The sequence below is a fragment of the Halodesulfovibrio sp. MK-HDV genome (assembly GCF_009914765.1).
GTDB lineage: Bacteria > Desulfobacterota > Desulfovibrionia > Desulfovibrionales > Desulfovibrionaceae > Halodesulfovibrio.
The window spans coordinates 34,987-54,020 of the sequence record NZ_WYDS01000008.1 but is presented as its reverse complement, the minus strand read 5'-3'; the positions used below and the strand labels follow the sequence as shown (position 1 = coordinate 54,020).

Sequence of the window (19,034 nt, the reverse complement as noted above, 5' to 3'; positions counted from 1 at the left end):
TATTACAAAAACTTTCGTATTATTGTCTTGATGGACAGGATATCCATCTCTGCGTTCCCGATTAAGTGACAAAAAGGCATGTCACTACCAAATCCAGCCTAAGGAACGGTTCAATCAAAGTTGTGCCTTATGACTAAAGCTCGTTATAGCTGTTGGCCTATCGAGAGACTTTTCAGACAACGGCTCTGCTAGAGAGTATCAAGCAGAGACAAAATTTCAGATGGTTCGAGTCGGACGGTGTAATCCGTATCTAAGAATGTGTACAAAATGCTTCCGTCCGTATCTATAATATAGACAGCCGGAATCGGCAGTTCCCATTTGTCGTTGCCGTTCGCTTTTTCAAGATCAAGATTAAAGCTCTTGTATGTATCGCGTAACGCATCATCTAAAGAAAAAACAATCCCGAACTGACGGGCAATGCCGTTATCTGGGTCAGTCAATACTTCAAACGGGATCGCAAGCTTGTCTTCATCGGAAAGCGAGTTGTCAGGCAACTCAGGTGAGATGGCTATCAAGGTTGCGCCGCGGGCTTCGATATCTTTTTGAACATCACGCAATGCCTTCAACTGAAGGTTGCAGTATGGTCACCAACCGCCTCTATAGAAGCAGATCACCACGCGTCTGTCTTTGCGCAGTGTTGCAAAGTCCACAGAGTCACCCTGAATATTTTTTAATACAAAATCAGGAGCCCGATCTCCAACATGCTTAGCACCATCAAGAAGACCTGAATCCTTGAGGTGTTGTGCAGACTTTTTCATCACTTCCTGAGCTGAAGGAGGAGCCATCTTTGTGAACTCTTCTCTTCGAGCGTCAAGTTTCTCTGATAATCTTTCAACCATGTCTATGTCCCTTCTTCACTGTGTGTTTCACTACATTGGGATAATAACATTCCGGTATCGCAACACGTCATAAAGCTCTGTCAGATTAGCAACAGTAATGGTCGGCTCAACGCCCCATGGGTCAAAAACACTTGAGGCTGAACGACGAATCCACACTGACTGTAATCCGGCAACTTTTGCGCCGATAACATCAAACGGGTTAGAAGAAATGAGCCAGACCGTATTCAAGTCTGGTAATGACAAAGAGCTCCCCTGAGAATGGGTATCTGATTCGTCCTCGTCGTCCATACCGGATTCTACATAATGCAAACAACCACGTTCTGGAGCATTCAAATCTGATATTTGCGAAGGAGAGTCTGCCGCCTCATTTCCTTGCTTTTTAACTACGTCTGGATTCTCAAGACCGGCCTTATAGCGTGCAATACTTTCGACCAGATACATATACGCAATACGCGATGGCTTGAACATTTTGATCGGGTCTACGCTTATTACATCCTGCAAATAAGGGTGAATATCGGCATACGTCAGCACGGCATTCACATCCGCTGCTGTACCATTACTAAAAGCAAAACAATCTGCATCGGTCAGAGCAAACTTAGGCATAGCGGTCGACACATCATCAAATGCCGGAAGCGACAGGTTACGAAGGAATAAAGCTTCCTTTTCTTCGGCTGTAAACGAAACGCAGAATTCTTCACACGTATACTCAAAAGCATACCGCATACACTGCGAAAAAGGCTTATACCATCGCATCAATCCCATTCGATACGAATACTCCAGCTGTTTATTCCGCCATTGTTTGGCAAAAAAAGCAGCACGCTCGCCCAATTTTACTTCAAGCAGCGTAATGATATCCGTTGTATCGACAAGGGTTCCGTATACATCAAAAACAAGGGTGTGCATTGCTACTCCTGTCATCTCGCTATCTTCTAAATCAGCTCTCACAATACCACAGCCAACTATCGCCAGCGATGTTTTTTTGATTGCGCGGCTCGATTTCATACTATCTTCGTAGTAAGATCTGCACCGTTCTAGCTAATTCTCTTAACTCAAAAGGTTTTAATAGTACCTTCCAAATTCCACTCTTTCCTTCGGTGATGGAATCAATGGCATCAGAATAGCCGGAACATAAAACAATTGGCACTTCAGGTCGCAGTGCATGGATTGCAGCTGCCAATTTATCACCTGTGAGGTTTGGCATTGTCTGATCAGTAATAAGAAGGTCATATGCATACGGGTCTGTCTGAAATGCTTCGAGGGCTGCGGATGGATCGCTAAACGAACGGACATCGTATCCTAAATCGTTCAGTGCCTCGGAATAGACATTAACAAGATCAACCTCATCATCAACAAGCATTATGCTTCCGTCACCGTCAGTAATAAGTGCAGCTGTTGTTCCTTTTTCTGCCTGCTCCCCTTTGCTGTACGGAAGAAGGATGACAAAGCTTGTTCCTTTGCCTTCAGTACTCTCCACTGCAATATGACCACGCATACTGGTGATAATACCGTGTACCATAGAAAGCCCCATTCCTGTACCCTCACCCTTAGGCTTGGTGGTAAAGAACGGATCAAAAATACGCCGTACATTCTGCGTTGAAATCCCCTCGCCTGTGTCTTCCACAGTCAGAGAAACATACTGCCCAGTTGGTAATCCCATCAGGCGAGCTTTTTCGGAGAATAGCTGCATATTGGATGTTGTAATATTGAGAGCGCCACCGTTTCTACGCATGGCATATCCGGCATTTGTTCCAAGGTTCATTACAACCTGATGTAACTGACTGGCATCTGCCATGACCGTGCAGTCATCGGAAAGTGTACTCTTTATTTCAATGGTAGAAGGTAATGAGGAACGAAGAAGCTGTAAGACCTCTTCTGCCATTGCAGAGACATTTACAAGTACACGCTCCGCTTTTCGACGACGGGAAAAGACAAGAATCTGATGCACCATTGCCCGCGCCCTTTCAGCCACCTGCTGAATCCGCTCAAGATTTATGTGCGCACGGCTTCCCTCATCTGTTGAAGGTAACGCAAGCTCTGCATAACCGGAGATTGCTGCAATAATATTGTTAAAGTCGTGCGCAATACCGCCAGCCAAAGTGCCCAATTCCTCAAGCTTCTGACTCTGCTTCAGATGTTCTTCCATCTTCCGCTTTTCTGTGACATCACGAATAAGCTCAATAATGTTTATTAGCTTTCCTGCTTCATCAAAAACAGGGGTCGCTGTAACTTCCGCAGCAATTTCCTCACCGGTTTTCTTTACATAGACAGTTTCACCACGCCATACAGCACCGCTACGCAAGACAGTCCACAAATCTTCAAAAAATTCCTGCGGGTGTTTTTTCCCTCGTAACAAAGAGATATGCCGTCCAAGCATTTCTTCTTCTGTATACTCAGTAAGGTGCAGTAAGGACGCATTCACATATTCTAAGATGCCTTCTGTATCCAAAATAAAAATGCCGTCTTCTGCCTGATCCAATGCCGCCAGAAAACGAGTTCTATCTTGCAATTCCCGTTTCAGCTCTTTCGTTCGTTCATTCACGCGCAGGCGCAATGTTCTGTTCCAGAGGATAATTCCCACAAAGGCAAGAATGGTAAAAGATGCGACACTGACGATAATGTACCAGAGAAAACGACTGGACATGAACGCGGAGAGATAATCCTGCTGTAGGTGAACCCAGCGTTTTAAAATACGCTGTCGTTCAACTGGCGTGATGCTATCCAAAGCCTTCTGAAGTATGTCCGCAAGAATAGGCAGATCGGAACGCACACCCATTCGATAATACAAGCGATAGTCGGTATATCCCGCCACACGCAGGTTTGTGATTCCTTTATCTTCAATAAAGTAACTCGCCTGAGGAAGGGAGATGATGGTTGCATCAATTTCATTAAACGAAACGTGCAATAATGCGGCAAGATAGTTGTATGTGGTTTGAACATGGATATTAGGATAAAATTTTTCCACATAAGAAAGAACATCATACCCTTTAGGAAGTGCCAAATCCATTTTCTTTTCACTTATGAGGGAAAGCGTAAGTGGATCTTTCTCGCTTCTGTTCGCAAGAATAGCTGTGGACAGTTCAAGATATGGGTTCGTAAACAGCATAAAGTCAGTATTGGCAGGATTACCCGCAAACGCCGCAATCACATCGACTTTTCGTTCTTTCGCAAGCTTCAGCAGTTCCTGCATATTCGCAGTCTCTACCACTTCAAACTCTATGTTTAGATCTTCAGCAACTCGGTGCATGTAATCTGCAACCATCCCCTGATACTCGCCCCTGGCATTTACAAACTCCAGCGGGCGCGTATCCGGTGTCACCGCGAGTACGATAGGACGGTCGAGTTCTGCCAACCAGTTTCGTTCTGTGTCGGACAACGGATCAGTAAGACGTGTATTTTCATATAAATACAAATACACCGGAAACGTCGCACATAGTGCCAACACTAACATGAGCACCAAATACACCGGATTTGCTTTTCGCAAAGAAGAGAAGAGTTTACTAATCATAACAATATATTTTGTAAAAAGGTTACTGGTATTGCATACTAACTATCTATACTACTTCTATAACAGTCTGCGTTACCGTTCTATTTTTCATTTTTGTACATTTGCATCGTATGACGTATTATATTCAGATAGCTTGATTAATACAGTACTGTCGTTTACTAAAGCTTGCCTTACAGATTGCATATTCCATATAAAAGCTAATGTAGAGTCTACAGTACTTCTATATGTTTTCGCATCGCACAGAGTTTGAGAAACGCTGGAGCCGTGATGTTTCGTATATTGATCATTGATGATGACCCCAACATTTCCGACATAATATCACAACTGGCTGAAGACAGCGGATATGCACCATCCACCGCCAGTAATCTTACTGACGGTCTTATGGTACTGCAAAGCGAGTCATTCGACCTTGTGTTTCTTGATGTACGTCTGCCAGACGGTAGCGGGCTGGACGCCCTACCGCGTATTCGTTCCTCTAAAGGACAGCCGGACGTAATCATTATCACTGGTGCAGGCGACCCTGACGGCGCAGAACTTGCGATTCAAAACGGAGCTTGGGACTATATAGAAAAGGGAAGCAGCTTAAAGCAGATTACTTTTTCTATGGAACGCGCGCTTAGATTCCGCGAGCGTAACAAAGAATGGTCTGAACGCATTATCAAACGAAAATCGCTCATTGGTGACAGCCCCGCCCTACATTCTGTTCTGGAAAACCTTTCCGTAGCTGCCACTGGTGACGCCAGCGTCCTTATCACTGGTGAAACTGGCACCGGTAAGGAAGTTGTTGCTCGCACTGTTCACGAAAATAGCAATCGCGTAGAAGGCCCCTTTGTGGTTCTCGACTGTGCATCTATTCCTGAAAATCTTGTGGAAGGCGAACTCTTCGGACACATCAAAGGGTCATTTACAGGAGCTACCACATCCCAGAAGGGTGTTATCGAACAAGCAGACGGGGGAACTCTCTTCTTAGATGAAGTTGGCGAGCTGCCTCTTCCTACTCAGTCTGCTTTCCTGCGCGTGTTGCAAGAAAAACGCTACCGTCCGATCGGGTCTACTTCTGAAAAAACAAGTAATTTCCGCCTTGTTGCAGCAACAAACCGTAATCTTGAAAAAATGTGCGAAGATGGCACATTCAGAACAGACCTGTATTACAGACTAAAATCCTGTTCCATGGAAATCCCGCCTCTACGGAATCGTCTTGAAGATGTTCCGGCACTTGCAGAATTCCACACGGCGCGGCTATGCGCTAAATACAGCACTTCCACCAAAACGCTCTCAAATGAGCTCATCGCCATACTTATGCATTACGAGTGGCCGGGCAATGTTCGTGAACTAGTGCAGACACTTGAACGTACTATTATGCGTGCAAAAGGCGAACCAACGCTCTATCCTGAGCATCTTCCTGTAGACATCCGTGCACGTGCTGCCGGTAAAATGCTACGCCCTGCGGAACAAAAAACACCTTTCCAAGAGAAGAACGATTCCAGCATGCTGGAACCAGTGCCTGCAGATGTTATTTCATCCCTCTTCAGTGATGAGTTCCCTGCATTCAAAGCTTTTCGTACTACCTGCATCGCACAGATTGAAAAGGTATACCTTGAAAATCTTATCCGTCAGGCCAATGGTTCCATTAAAGAAGCGTGTAAACTTTCCGGCCTGTCACGCACCCGCCTTTATGTTCTGATGAAAGAACACGATATCTCCAAATAGTCCTACATTACGACCTGTCCCTACCAAAGAGTGAGCGAGAAACAGCTAACTGTTCACTTTTACGGAACATTTTGTTTGTTTAATCAAACAGAATTCTCTCAAAAACTTACTCTCCCACCATTTTGAAAGCAGAAATACCTACTTTCAACCCACTAACAACACACTGCATCACCCTACATACAGCCTCATTACAGACCATAGACAGCAAATTATCACATATAACAAATTCTAAATCTCCTAAGATCGAACTCAGTGTTCCGTTTTTGTGAACACAAAGGACAGACTGTCCCGCTTTTGTGAACATTTAATTCTATATTTCATGTTACTTTTCCAAAGGTAATACCTCACATTTAAACCAACTGGCTAGAAACATGAGGATTTGTAAACATGGCACACTCCAAGCAAAGAAAGAGTCCGTGAGGAGACACACTCACTTGAGAGGAGTGCTCTGAGAGAGCTCAGAGTCTTATCAAAATTTTTCAGGAGTTACTGTAATGAAACGTATTGCTGCACTTATGCTTTGTTTTGCAGCTGCACTTGGTCTTACCGCATGTACCGGCGGCGATGATCAGGCAGCACCTACAGGTAAGAAAACCGAAAAAGTTGTTCTTAAGTTTGCTACCCAGCATCCAACAGAACACATGGCTCAGAAATCAGCTGAGCGCATTAAAGCTCGTATCGAAAAAGAAACTGATGGCCGCATCGAAGTTAAAATTTACCCAGCTAACCAGCTTGGTGATGCAAGCCAGCTTTATGAAGAAATTATCCGTGGCTCCATTGACATCGCCCACATCACCGTACCTGACCAGTTTGACGCTCGTCTCGGTGTAGGCTTCCTTCCTTATATTGCTCGAGACTATGAACAGGCTCGTAAGGTATACGATAAGGATGCGTTTCTCCCGAAAGAAATGGCAAAAATGCATGACGCTCTCGGCGTAAAATTCCTTGGTTACTACGGTGAAGGTTTCATCGGCGTAGGTACTGTTAAGCCGCTTGAAAATGCTAGCAAACCTGGCGTAGAAAAAGGCTTCATGATCCGTGTACCTGGTCTCGACGTATTTAAATTCGGCGCAGAAGAACTCGGCTTCCGTACTTCTTCCCTGCCTTACACCGACACCTACTCTGCATTGCAGACCGGCGTTGTTGACGGCTGGCTCGGTGGCCCTCCAAACCTTAACTACCTCGGCTTCCGCGATGTAATTAAGGAGTACTACCAGTACAACGTTAACTTTGAGTCTACTCAGTACGTAATGAACAAAAAACTCTTCGAAGGCATGAGCCCAGAAGATCAGAAAATCGTTGCAACTGCATTTGGTGATGAATCACAGAATTCATTCCTTATGGCTGAAAGCGAAGACGAAATGTACCGTAAAAAGCTTTCTGAAGCAGGCATCGAAGTTATTATGTTCACCACCCAGGAGCTTGAGCAGATGGCAGACTACGTTCGTGCAAAAGCATGGCCGCGTCTTGAAAAGAACCTCACTCCTGAACTCCTCAACGGTATTAAAGCTTCTTACTAGTAAGACAGCACTACTAACTAAGCTCTAACCTTACACGGCGGTGCGGTATACCGCACCGCCGAATTTTTCTGAGTAGTTCAAGGGACACACAAGATGAATAAAACTCTTCTAAATGCTCTAAGCATTCCGTGGAAAGGACTTGGCCTTTTCCAAAAATTTGTAATGGCAAGCACCAGCATCATTATTGTTTGCATGATCTGTTACACCATTATGATTCGCTATATTTTCGGCTCTGACTTTTACGGTTCTGAAGAACTTATCTCTATGCTGGCCTTCTGGCTCTACTTTATGGGTGCCGCACAGGGGAGTCGCGAAAAAAGCCAAATTTCAGCAGACCTGCTCTCCTGCTATATCCGAAACCCGCACCTTAGAGGTGCAGTTCTTCTCCTAAAAGATGCCATCACCTGTGCTGTGTGCATACTCTTTACCGTCTGGGCACTACAATTTGTATCCTGGGCACTGGTAATGAACCCAAGATCCCCTGTATTCCGCCTGCCAATGCTTATTCCACAAGCTGCAGTTGGTCTGGGTTTTGTTCTCATGTCTCTGTACCATGTCACATATTTCGTACAGGATCTTATCGCATTTATTAAAGGCGACAGATTCGGCTGCTCGGGGGATTTTTAAATGTCTATTCCTATCGCAATAGCAATCGCTATTTTGGTATTTACACTGTTCATCGGCGTGCCAATTCCGTTTGCGTTCTTTAGCTCTGCTGCATACTTAATTTTTCAGGGTGGCTACGATCCTAGCTTCCTGCTGCCATACGGCTTTGCAAAAATGAACTCTGTTGTTCTACTAACCATCCCGCTCTTTATTATGGCAGGTGGTGTTATGGACAAGGGGGGCATCGGGGACAAGCTTATTGATGTTGTCGATGTTATTGCCGGTCGTATTCGCGGTGGGCTTGGCGTAGTATGCGTTATCACTTGTGCTATCTTTGGTGCAGTATCCGGTTCTTCTTCCGCAACCGTATCCTGTATCGGCTCCATCATGATGCCTAAGCTCAAGCGTGCAGGCTACCCTACCGGACATGCTGCGGCGCTCCTCGCAAGCTCCGGCGTACTTGGTATCCTTATTCCACCTTCCATGCTTATGATTTTATACGCGTGGATGGGTAACCAGTCCGTTCTGGCCTGCTTCCTCGCAGCATTTGTTCCGGGTCTTATCCTTACTACTCTGCTCAGCCTTGTTAACTTGTACATGCTGCGTAACAACAAAAATATTCAAGTTGCAGATCACGGTGACCTTGCAACCACAAGTAAACTCTTTGTAAAAAAGAGTGTTAAGGCTTCTCCAGCACTCATGATGCCTGTCATCATCCTCGGTGGTATCTACGGCGGTATCATGACTCCTACAGAAGCTGCTGCGGTTGCTGTACTGTATGCTATCCCTGTTGCTATGTTTGTATACCGCGGGCTTAAAGCACGCGACCTCATGAAGACTCTTATTGAATCAGCAACAACCACAGGCGTTATTATGGCTATGACCTTTGCGGTTATGATCCTTTCCCGCCTGTACATTATGGAAGATCTACCTTCTCAGGTAATGTCTGTCCTTACTTCTGTATCCGAAAACAAATATGTCATCCTTATGATGATCAACGTGTTCATGCTCATCATGGGTATGCTCATGGACGACGTTTCCGGTATTCTGCTCGGTACTCCACTGCTGTTGCCACTCGTAACTCAACTTGGTGTTGACCCAGTTCACTTTGCTGCCATCATGGGTGTTAACCTCGGTATGGGGAACGTTACACCACCAACGGCACCATTGCTTTACCTTTCCGGTCGAATATCCGGTGCCCGTGTAAACACAATGCTTAAACCGACCATTATTCTGATTCTATTTGCATGGCTGCCTACACTGATTATTACCACTTACATTCCAGAAGTATCACTCTGGCTTGTTAAACTGGCCATGGGTTAAGGAGTAGTCCTTATGCAGAGCATCAAAGAATTATATCGTATCGGCCTTGGTCCTTCCTCTTCACACACAATGGGACCAAAGTTTGCTGCAGAACGCTTTTTAGCCGCTCATCCACAGGCTGCAAGTTACAGAGTACATTTGTTTGAAAGCATGGGTGCCACAGGCAAAGGCCACCTTACAGACTGGGCCATCCTACAAGTTCTCGGTGAAGAACGTACCGAGATAGTATGGCGTCCAGAGGACAAACTTCCTGACCATCCGAACGGAATGATTTTTGAGGCTTTGGATGCTGATGGGAACATAACCGCCGACTACACCGTTTACTCAGTAGGGGGTGGCGCGTTATGCGAACCGGGCTCTGAAGGAGAAACCACTCCGGCAGTCTACGATCTCACGGATATGGCTTCCATCATGGAGCATTGCTCTGATGCTGGCCTTACCTACTGGGAATACGTCGAGAACTGTGAAGGAAAGGAAATTTGGGACTTCCTCAAAGAGATTTGGGAAGTTATGTCCACCTCTATTGAGAATGGACTCTCCAATCAGGGAGTACTTCCGGGTTCCATCGGTTTACGCCGTCAAGCATGGAACTACCTCAAGAAAAGTAAACTTGCCGGAAGCGTATTACAGCAGACAGGGCTTGTGACAGCGTATGCCTTAGCAGTTTCAGAAGAAAATGCTGGTGGCGGAACCATTGTTACAGCACCGACGTGCGGATCATGCGGTATCGTCCCTGCCGTTTTGCGGTATCTTAAAGAACATCATGACTCCACGGAAAAAGATATACTGCGCGCTCTTGCCACTGCCGGACTCTTCGGTAATGTCATCAAGCACAACGGTTCTATTTCCGGCGCCGAAGTCGGCTGTCAGGGTGAAGTCGGTTCTGCATGTTCCATGGCTGCTGCGGCTGCCACCCAGCTTTTAGGTGGCACCATCAAGCAAATTGAATATGCCGCAGAAATGGGTCTTGAGCATCACTTAGGACTCACCTGCGACCCAGTTGACGGGCTAGTACAGATTCCCTGCATTGAACGTAATGCCTGTGCGGCAACCCGTGCACTTTCTCTCGCGGAGATGACCCTTTTCTCAGACGGCTCCCATCATATTCCGTTTGATGAAGTAGTGGCTGTTATGACCAAAACCGGTCATGACCTCCCGAGTCTCTACCGTGAAACCTCTACCGGCGGGCTTGCTGTTGCCTATGCTGACAGAAAGTCCTGTCGTGGCTGCAAAGGCTGCGACTAATAAAAGATACACTTCTTAGGTTACCTAAGACATATAGAGCACGCAAAGGCGCCATCGGGATCATCCGCCCGTTGGCGCTTTTGCACGTGAATTGGATATGACCAAGAGAGATTGCGACGTCTGATAAAAGACTGCGAGGAATATGACAGGAATGACAAACTTGAAAAGTACTCAGAAATGAACTTCTAAAAGCTTTCATGAAAGTCCATAAAACACGAATGAGACCGGTGATGGTTCACCGGTCTCCCCCATTGGCTCACTCAACGTTGCGAGAAGAGTTAGCTTTCAGCCCCTTGCATGGGCATGATTTGGCATTAATACAAGTCTGCTGAACTTGTACTAACTATTATTCGTGCAGCCTGTAGATGTTTGCTTCTACCGTCCGTTATTGCTGAGAACTAATCAGCCACGTCGTATTCAGATTCCACCACATAGAAAGGGCAAACAACTAAAGGCAACAAATTTGTCTAAAAAATTAGCGCAGGAATAAAACAAAACATGAATTTTATTCAAAAATGTCATTTCTGCTGTAAATCCTGTTTAGCCCTATCTTTTCAAAATAGTCAACACCTGCAAAAGCACATTTGACACCGATAATGAGTACTTATTAACCTGCAAACCATTACCCGAAATACAACCCTCTGACTATTCTACACTTTTTACCCAAAAACCTTCCTCGTACGCTTTTAACTTTTTTGTAATTTATTTTATAACAAACAAGAAAAGCCCACTGTAACCAGTGGGCTTTTCATTTTTTTCATGGCAACTAAACGGCATAACCACTCGTTAAAACAAGCGGTGATCTTAGCTACTTCACATTATTCTTTAGTTCAAACAGAACACCGGCGAAAACGTCCGATATATTCTTTTCATCAAGCCAGCGAACATCGCCAGTATGCAAGTCATACACACCACCAGCAATCTTCACATCACCATTAGTATACTTATCGCGAATAAGCTGACTCTGCATGAATAAGTCATGCAATCCCTGCCAAATATTCTGCTCAACAGAAGCATCAAGGACGCTCTGTCCTTTCAGTTCAGTTTCTCTATTAAGAACATTAACAACAGCAGGTTTAATTCTTGCGAGAATCGCATGGATGCTCGGAGTAAGCTCGGCTTTATCGCCAGCCAACTTATCAATAGTCGCCTGTACAGCACCACATTTCGTATGCCCGAGAATGACGAGTAGTGGAGTTTCTACAACCCCGACACCGTATTCTACTGATCCTGTTTGATCGATACCGATAACGTTACCGGCAGCACGGACAACAAAAGTGTCCATTATACCGACATCGAATATACGTTCGACAGGCACACGGGAATCAGAACAAGCTACCACAGTCGCAATCGCGTGGAAGTTCTGATCAAGCTCCTTAGCCATAATTGTATGCTCATAGCTCGAGCGCGGGTGTGCCGATTCGTTTGAAACGAATCGCTTATTCCCCTCTTGCAAGGCCTTGAGCGCGCTTTCTGGAGTTCTATCGCGCATATTCGCCCTCGCTTCATTTATTGTGAAACACATCATACAACAAATTGCCAATGTATAGCACAGTACTTTTTGCATACGATCCTCTTGTTATTGCGGCAGGATATTAAAAAGTTTCCCAACCCTCATTGGGGAACAAAATCTCTACTCAACGCAAGTTTCAGTATGCAAAAGTTCGTTGTGATACCCTTATGATTAACAGTAGACAACCACCAAATACTAATCTGGCTAATTTGTTGTATGCCTTCAGACACAAAAAAAGCGTCCTTCATTTGAAGGACGCTCTGCTAAGTTCAAATCTTAGAAAGTGAGTCCCGGTAATTCAAGGTACATTTTGTAGCTGTCATCAAACGGCGTGAATTTTGCCTTGAAGATCAACCTAAAGCATTGATGATTATAAATCAAAGAATAACTTTGCTCATATGTCTCATTATTTTCAAAATCATATTCATAGTACGCTACAAAATTGAAAGGATTAAAATAGCTTACAGCCAAAGTATTTTTCCAAACATTAAGATCTTCTAAATCTGTTCCGGCAAAATCTTTGTTTGTCTCAAGATTATTTCTAAAATCAACGCCGGTTGAAACTTCGCCATAGTCAGGCGCAGTCAAAGTCAGTGTATGATCATGACGATTCAACTGGTTATCGTAGTATGAATAGAATGTTCGGGAAGAAAATGTAACATAACGCCAAGGGTAAAAGCGAAGTTCAGCTTCTAAGTCATTCCAAGGGCGGCGTTCATATTTTGAATCATAAATAAGGACTTCTTCATCACGCTTTGCTTCTTCAAAGTCATAAGATTGAAGCAGGCGGAACCATAACAGTTCATCAAAAGAAGTTGAGACAGAAGGATCAAGACCCTTCTCTTCGTTTCCGGATACAATAGCGGCTTGTTTTCTCGTGATAAGGTTTACGAGCGAAACGATAAGTTCTTCTTCATTACCAAGTCTATCTACGAAATCATACATAGGGGTATCACTCAAGTTGCTACCAGAAACATGTCGGTACTCAAAGCGAGGCTGAATAGCGTGCTTAAGGCCAATAATTTCTGATTTGCCTGCATTTTCCTGAGTAATAGCCAAAGTTCGATCATAGCTATAAACTCGAGCAAGCTCTGTGTAACCAGTGACGCCATATTTCATAAGAGTACGGTTAGTCCTACTATCATCACCGTTGGCACTTGGTAGAGGATCACGCTCTCCAGTGTTATACCAAAGCTGTTGCATTCCGACTTCAGGAGTAATTGTACCGTAGGAAGTAACAATTGGCAGACCAATCATCGGCATAACATCAATACGGTTACCGTCAGTACCCTCTTCGCGGGCAAACTGTACGGACTGAAAATCTGCAGTTAATGTAAGCGGCACCGCTTCTAAGCCAGGCACTCTGTTCTTGAAAAGATATGTATCAAATTCTGGTAAACGCTGAAGAGTGGTATCAGTAGAATGCTTATCATTCCCATGCCCCAATGCGGAGTTCTGGTTATATTCACCAAGCAACGCAGCACCAAAACGGTTCCAGTCACGAGTAAACAACAATCTACTTGTACGAATTGGGTCACTAATATCGTTCAACGAACGACCAAAACGCTCTTCCAATGCACTTTGTGAGTCATCAAACCCAGCGGTTGTTGAGTTAAACTCTCTAAGCATATCCTGATCAGAAACAATATCTAGATCTGCTTTGAATTTCCATCGTGGATCAGCAAATTCACCGCCAAACATACCACGAACCCAGTATCGGTTCTCATTGGTACGCAACAGTCCATCATACCCGAAGTCGCTTGCGTCAGCAGCATCATCAACTGTGATGGCATCATTCAGCCAATCAGCACGCATCCAAACTTGATTCTCTTTAGAAGTACGCGAGCGATATTCAACACCCGGCATAAAACCACGTTTACTCATGTACTGCGAATAGACAGTCAAGTCGCGTTCTTGATCAATAGCTAAGAAATATGGAAGAGTTGCCCAGAATCCTAATCGGCTTGTGCTGCCGAAGTCTGGACGAAGAAATCCGGATTCACGACGGGTTTTTACAGGAAGAACAAAATACGGAATACCAAAGACGGGATAGTCACGAATCTGAACATCCGCGCCTTTAATGACAGCGTACCCTTCTAATTCAAGAGTAGCTTCTGATGTATCTAAGGACCATGCTGCTTGTCGCCATCACAGACTGTAATTGTTGCATTATTAAAGGTGTACGAGTCACCCAGGTTTTTCTGAATTTTTTCACCGGTGAAATAAACGTGAGGTCCTTGCATGAAGACCTTGCCGTTTTTCATCCAGCCAACCTTCTTACCTAAATCAAATTCGGCTGTTTCAGCAGTCAAATTATCATTATTCATAAAAATCTTAACATTACCGGATAAATATACCCAGTTTGTAGCGGCATAGTATCTAGCAAAGTCGGCCTTAAGGTAATCATTACCTTGCTTAAGAACGACATCCCCTTCGGCTTCGACGACTTCCGCGTCATTCAGCGTTGATACCTTCTGTGCGGACAACTGCCATTCGACAGCTTCCTGATCTTCATTGGTCGCGGTTAGCGTTGCACTCTCCCCGACTGTAACAGTCAATATAGTAAAGGCACACAAAAAAAGGACAACAACTGCTCTGCGAAGCGATACTAACATACATTTTTCCCAGCGATTTCAGATAGAAAACCCAATCTATTACCCACTATCAAGGTAACCACGTACAACAGCGTCAAAGCTATACCACAGCTTAACAAGCAGGGAAAGCATATAAAGCATGCGCTATAACCAGAAAAAACTTGCACAGCAAGGCTCATCACGCCTTCATACATACTTGGTCAGTTTCTAGAGCTACACGGTGTTTTCTACTTAGAATTTTTTTGCTGTTTTGATGCATTTTCTCATGCTCATAAGGTGACAAATTTATAGCCATCTGCTATCTTTTCGCTCACAGAATTGGGTTGACAGAATTCACCCTCTGCTTTATTAACCCTCGTTCTGCCTTGCTCCCCTATTGTAGAGGGCGGGCCAACAGTCCATAAGGAGATTGGAATGAGAAAATTCGAAACACTTTTGCTGCTCTCCCCTGAGTTAGCAAGTGATGCTCGCGAAACTTTGCTGAGCACTCTTACTGGTGTTATCGAGCGCGTTGAAGGCAACGTACTCGAAGCTGACCACTGGGGCATGCGTGATCTCGCATATCCAGTACAGAAATTTATGCGCGGCTACTACGTTCGTCTTGAGTTTGAAGCTCCTGGCACCGCTGTTGCCGAACTTGAGCGTATCATCCGTATTACAGATGGTATCTTCAAGTACGTAACTGTTAAGCTTGAGGAGGCAAAATAAGATGGCTTTTAAAAGACGTTTTACTCCACGCCGTAAATTCTGCCGCTTCTGTGCAGACAAAGATCTTCCGTTGAACTACAAGCGCGCGGACATCCTCCGCGACTTTATCACCGAACGTGGTAAAATCATCGCTCGTCGTATCACTGGCACATGTGCTTTCCACCAGCGTGCTCTCACCCGTGAGATCAAACGCTCCCGTCAGATGGCACTTCTCGTGTTTACGTCCACTCACGCTAGTGACGTGAAAAAGAAAAGTACTTTATAGGAGATTTGTAATGAAACTTATTCTCCGCGCTGACGTAGAGAACCTTGGCGTTCTCGGCGATGTTGTAGAAGTTAAAGCTGGCTACGGTCGTAACTACCTCGTACCTCAGGGTCTTGCTATGGTTGCGACTGCATCTAACATGAAAGTTTTTGAGCTCGATCGCAAAAAACTTACAGACCAGATGGAAAAAGTACGTGGCGCAGCTCAGTCTCTGGCAGAAAAACTGGAAGCAGCTGAAGTTGTCATCGAAGTTCGTGTCGGTGAAAACGACAAGCTTTACGGTTCTGTTACCGCAAGCAACATCGCTGATGCTCTTGCAGTACTCGATCTCGAAGTAGATCGTCGCCGTATCCTTCTTGATGCTCCAATCCGCGTTCTCGGCGATTACACTATCCGTGTACGTCTCCACGCTGGTGTTGTTGCTGATGTTAAGGTTACAGTTAAAGCTGAAGGCCGTTTCATCGAAGAAGAAGCTCCAGTTGAAGCTCCTGTAGAAGAAAATGATGCAGAATCCTCCCTGGAATCCGCAGAATAGTTCGCAGAACAGCTTTCATACCGATACCTTCGCCCAACAGGGCGAAGGTTCGGTTTCCGATGCGTTTGAAAATGTATCGGATGAATTGCTGCGCAACGTCCCTCCCCACAGCATCGAAGCCGAACAGGCTGTGCTCGGGGGTATTTTCTTACGTGCGGACGCTCTTAACACCCTCGTAGATATCGTCACCGAAGACGACTTCTATGCCCCTGCCCACAAAATACTCTTTGGCGCCATGATGGAGCTACACAGACAGAGTGTTGCTGTCGACCCCGTAACCGTGGGTCAGTATCTGCGTGACAAAAGCTTACTCGAACAAGTTGGTGGCGCAGTTTACATTGGCGAGCTCGTCAACTCCATCATCAGTGCAGCAAACGCTGAACACTACGCTAAAATTGTTCGTGACAAATCCCTGCAACGCAGCCTTATCGAATCTTGCTCTGATATCATCGGCAAGTGTTACGATCAGGGAACAGAAGTAGATAAACTTCTGGATGAATCCGAACAGTCTATTTTCGCAATTTCTGAAAGAACCTCCGGTCAAACATTTATTGATTCAAAAACACTCATCAACAGAGTGTTCGACCAGCTTTCTATCCGTATCGATAGTAAAGATCTCGTAACTGGTGTTACGACTGGTTTCTATAACCTCGACAAAATGACCGCAGGTTTACAGCCTACTGACCTCATTATTATCGCAGCCCGCCCATCCATGGGTAAAACCGCGTTTACGCTTAACCTTGCCGTTAACGCTGCACTTGAAAGCGATACTCCTGTTGTGTTCTATTCCTTGGAAATGGGTATGGATCAACTCATGGTTCGTATGCTGGCAACCGTTGCCGGCGTTGATATGAACAAACTGAGAACAGGCCGCGGGATTGATAATGACGACTGGGGACGTTTGCACTACGCAGCAGACGTACTTGGAAAGGCACCAATTTACATTGATGACAGCCCGTCCCTTTCTACGCTTGACCTTCGTGCTCGTACACGTCGTTTGAAAGCAGACAAGAATATTGGAATGGTTGTTGTCGACTACCTTCAGCTCATGCGCTCAAGCCGTAAGACAGATTCTCGAGAACTGGAAATTTCAGATATTTCCCGTAACCTCAAAGCTCTTGCTAAAGAATTGCATATTCCTGTGGTGGCACTTTCACAGCTTAACCGTAAGGTTGAAGAACGTGCGGATAAACGCCCTATGCTTTCTGACCTCCGTGAATCCGGAGCGATTGAACAGGATGCTGACGTTATTATGTTCATCTACCGTGACGCTGTGTACAACAAAAAAGAAGACCGAGCAGACATCCACTCCGCTGAAATCATTATTGGTAAACAGCGTAACGGTTCTGTAGGTACTGCACAGCTCCAGTACAATGGTCAGTTTACACGATTCGAAAACCCTACAGATCTCTACCCTTCTGAAGAAATTCCTGAAGACGCAGGTATGTAGCGTTCTAAGATGTTGAAGGTACCTCCCTTCACACACTCAAAAAAAAGAATAAAAAGCCAGCATGTTTATACATGCTGGCTTTTCTCATATGCATAATAATAAGTAATTACTTATAAAATTTCTCAAAAACTTATTCTTCACACTCTATAACTCGACTATTTTTCCAATTGCTTTTACTTAGTGCAAAAGGAAAATATGTTTCATTTTTGACGTGCTCAATGTAACCGCTCAATTCATCAGCCCAACTACCTCGTTATGCAGCACAACCCTACGCATCATACCTACCTGTAACCCCAATAAATCAAATTTATGTTTGCAATACGAGAACTATACGTAGTGTTAGCCATTACGACTTTTCTATCTTCAGCAGTACTGTTTCGGCTTCATAACAGTACGTACTCCACGCACGGTATCCTGCACTGCGCCCTAGGAATGTCTGCATGCAGCATCGGTGAATTACTCATCATATTGAGGGGGTATGTCCCGTTCTATGTCTCGGTTATTGGAGGGAATGGATTGGGACTTTTGGGCTTACTCTTGCTCTGGATTGGTATTAGAAATTTTTTCAATCTTTCTGTTGGCTGGCGGATATATTTATTTGGGCTATTAAACCTGCTTACCGCCTCTTTGCTTCTTTACTGGTTCTCGGTAATTGAATTCAATGTCGCTATCCGAATCGGTGCCTTTAACGCGTTAGTGTTACCATATACAATTTTCATTGCACATAACGCCCTCACCAGCCAAAGCTCTTACCGTGGTGCGCGAGCTTTGGGTATCCTTAACATACTAGGCTCCATCGTCTGTTTTTTGCGCATTGTTACTTCGCTGTCTGCTCCTCTCTACAAAAGCTTTTTTGCATCCGGCTTGGGAACTGCTGTATATATAATATGGCTTATGCTCTATGTCATACTTATGGCGGCAAGCATTACTATGCTTGCTATTGAAAAAAAACGTAGTCACCACTCCCATGCGGGTGCTCTTATTCTCTAAAAAGTTTTATTTCTCATATCCGTGGTGAAGAATGTCTTCTTCACTTACAAGCGTTCAATCGCTTAGAGAACGTATTCGAAAGCATATAGAACTGACTCCACCCGCCACATTTCCGAACGCAATCCACCATACTGTAAGCATTGGCTGCTTTTTTCCTGCCTAAACGACTCCTGTTTAGTTATCTGTTACTGAACGCGCCGACACAGCTTTTTACTGAGCAAAGGATCATGG

The 19,034-nt window shown here is 44.8% G+C and carries 16 protein-coding genes and 1 pseudogene; 10 read left to right on the top strand and 7 right to left on the bottom strand.

Going from position 1 to position 19,034, the window contains the following annotated elements; genetic code table 11:
• Window positions 1-188: 188 nt before the first annotated feature.
• The 4 genes and pseudogenes from MKHDV_RS18905 to MKHDV_RS07930 all read right to left on the bottom strand — a co-directional run.
• A pseudogene (locus tag MKHDV_RS18905) lies at window positions 189-572 on the bottom strand (peroxiredoxin-like family protein); the annotation flags it as partial.
• A 12-nt stretch (window positions 573-584) separates the two neighbouring features.
• Window positions 585-839: a redoxin domain-containing protein gene (locus MKHDV_RS19180; protein WP_160714040.1), complete on the bottom strand. Its 255-nt coding sequence runs from the start codon at window positions 837-839 to the stop codon at window positions 585-587.
• A 30-nt stretch (window positions 840-869) separates the two neighbouring features.
• Window positions 870-1,841, bottom strand: a complete 972-nt coding sequence (locus MKHDV_RS07935) for an HAD-IA family hydrolase (RefSeq protein WP_160714038.1) — start codon at window positions 1,839-1,841, stop codon at window positions 870-872.
• A gap of 1 nt (window position 1,842) precedes the next feature.
• Window positions 1,843-4,287, bottom strand: a complete 2,445-nt coding sequence (locus tag MKHDV_RS07930; protein WP_254060437.1) for a response regulator — start codon at window positions 4,285-4,287, stop codon at window positions 1,843-1,845.
• A 324-nt stretch (window positions 4,288-4,611) separates the two neighbouring features.
• Here MKHDV_RS07930 and MKHDV_RS07925 point away from each other — a divergent pair, with 324 nt between their 5' ends.
• The 5 genes from MKHDV_RS07925 (at window position 4,612) to MKHDV_RS07905 (ending at window position 10,748) form a co-directional block, all read left to right on the top strand.
• Window positions 4,612-6,054, top strand: coding sequence for a sigma-54 dependent transcriptional regulator (locus tag MKHDV_RS07925; RefSeq protein ID WP_160714036.1), 1,443 nt, complete (start codon window positions 4,612-4,614; stop codon window positions 6,052-6,054).
• A 494-nt stretch (window positions 6,055-6,548) separates the two neighbouring features.
• Complete coding sequence (dctP, locus tag MKHDV_RS07920; RefSeq protein ID WP_160714034.1) at window positions 6,549-7,574, top strand: TRAP transporter substrate-binding protein DctP; 1,026 nt, start codon at window positions 6,549-6,551, stop codon at window positions 7,572-7,574.
• A gap of 93 nt (window positions 7,575-7,667) precedes the next feature.
• Window positions 7,668-8,201 (top strand): TRAP transporter small permease, encoded by a 534-nt coding sequence (locus tag MKHDV_RS07915; protein ID WP_160714032.1) that lies wholly within the window; start codon window positions 7,668-7,670, stop codon window positions 8,199-8,201.
• Complete coding sequence (locus tag MKHDV_RS07910; RefSeq protein ID WP_160714030.1) at window positions 8,202-9,503, top strand: TRAP transporter large permease; 1,302 nt, start codon at window positions 8,202-8,204, stop codon at window positions 9,501-9,503. It begins immediately after the preceding gene.
• A 12-nt stretch (window positions 9,504-9,515) separates the two neighbouring features.
• Window positions 9,516-10,748, top strand: a complete 1,233-nt coding sequence (locus MKHDV_RS07905; protein WP_160714028.1) for an L-serine ammonia-lyase — start codon at window positions 9,516-9,518, stop codon at window positions 10,746-10,748.
• Window positions 10,749-11,556: 808 nt separating this feature from the next.
• On the opposite strand, the gene MKHDV_RS07900 is transcribed toward MKHDV_RS07905, so the two are convergent.
• From MKHDV_RS07900 to MKHDV_RS07890, 3 genes are all read right to left on the bottom strand, one after another.
• Window positions 11,557-12,240, bottom strand: a complete 684-nt coding sequence (locus tag MKHDV_RS07900; RefSeq protein ID WP_160714026.1) for a carbonic anhydrase — start codon at window positions 12,238-12,240, stop codon at window positions 11,557-11,559.
• Between the two features lie 297 nt (window positions 12,241-12,537).
• Complete coding sequence (lptD, locus tag MKHDV_RS07895) at window positions 12,538-14,145, bottom strand: LPS assembly protein LptD (RefSeq protein WP_160714024.1); 1,608 nt, start codon at window positions 14,143-14,145, stop codon at window positions 12,538-12,540.
• A 239-nt stretch (window positions 14,146-14,384) separates the two neighbouring features.
• A complete protein-coding gene (locus MKHDV_RS07890; RefSeq protein ID WP_160714022.1) occupies window positions 14,385-14,876 on the bottom strand; it encodes an LPS-assembly protein LptD in 492 nt (163 codons plus the stop codon).
• A gap of 393 nt (window positions 14,877-15,269) precedes the next feature.
• Here MKHDV_RS07890 and rpsF point away from each other — a divergent pair, with 393 nt between their 5' ends.
• The 5 genes from rpsF to MKHDV_RS07865 all read left to right on the top strand — a co-directional run bounded on the left by rpsF (window position 15,270) and on the right by MKHDV_RS07865 (window position 18,803).
• On the top strand, window positions 15,270-15,563 hold the full coding sequence (gene rpsF / locus MKHDV_RS07885) for a 30S ribosomal protein S6 (RefSeq protein ID WP_160714020.1): 294 nt from the start codon (window positions 15,270-15,272) through the stop codon (window positions 15,561-15,563).
• A 1-nt stretch (window position 15,564) separates the two neighbouring features.
• Complete coding sequence (gene rpsR / locus MKHDV_RS07880; protein ID WP_160714018.1) at window positions 15,565-15,828, top strand: 30S ribosomal protein S18; 264 nt, start codon at window positions 15,565-15,567, stop codon at window positions 15,826-15,828.
• A 10-nt stretch (window positions 15,829-15,838) separates the two neighbouring features.
• Window positions 15,839-16,363, top strand: coding sequence for a 50S ribosomal protein L9 (gene rplI / locus MKHDV_RS07875; protein WP_160714016.1), 525 nt, complete (start codon window positions 15,839-15,841; stop codon window positions 16,361-16,363).
• Window positions 16,329-17,813 (top strand): replicative DNA helicase, encoded by a 1,485-nt coding sequence (gene dnaB / locus MKHDV_RS07870; RefSeq protein WP_160714014.1) that lies wholly within the window; start codon window positions 16,329-16,331, stop codon window positions 17,811-17,813. The genes rplI and dnaB overlap by 35 nt, the downstream gene beginning before the upstream one ends.
• 516 nt (window positions 17,814-18,329) lie before the next feature.
• The gene (locus MKHDV_RS07865) at window positions 18,330-18,803 is read left to right on the top strand and encodes a hypothetical protein (RefSeq protein WP_216846888.1); all 474 of its coding nucleotides are present in this window, start codon (window positions 18,330-18,332) and stop codon (window positions 18,801-18,803) included.
• Window positions 18,804-19,034 lie beyond the last annotated feature (231 nt).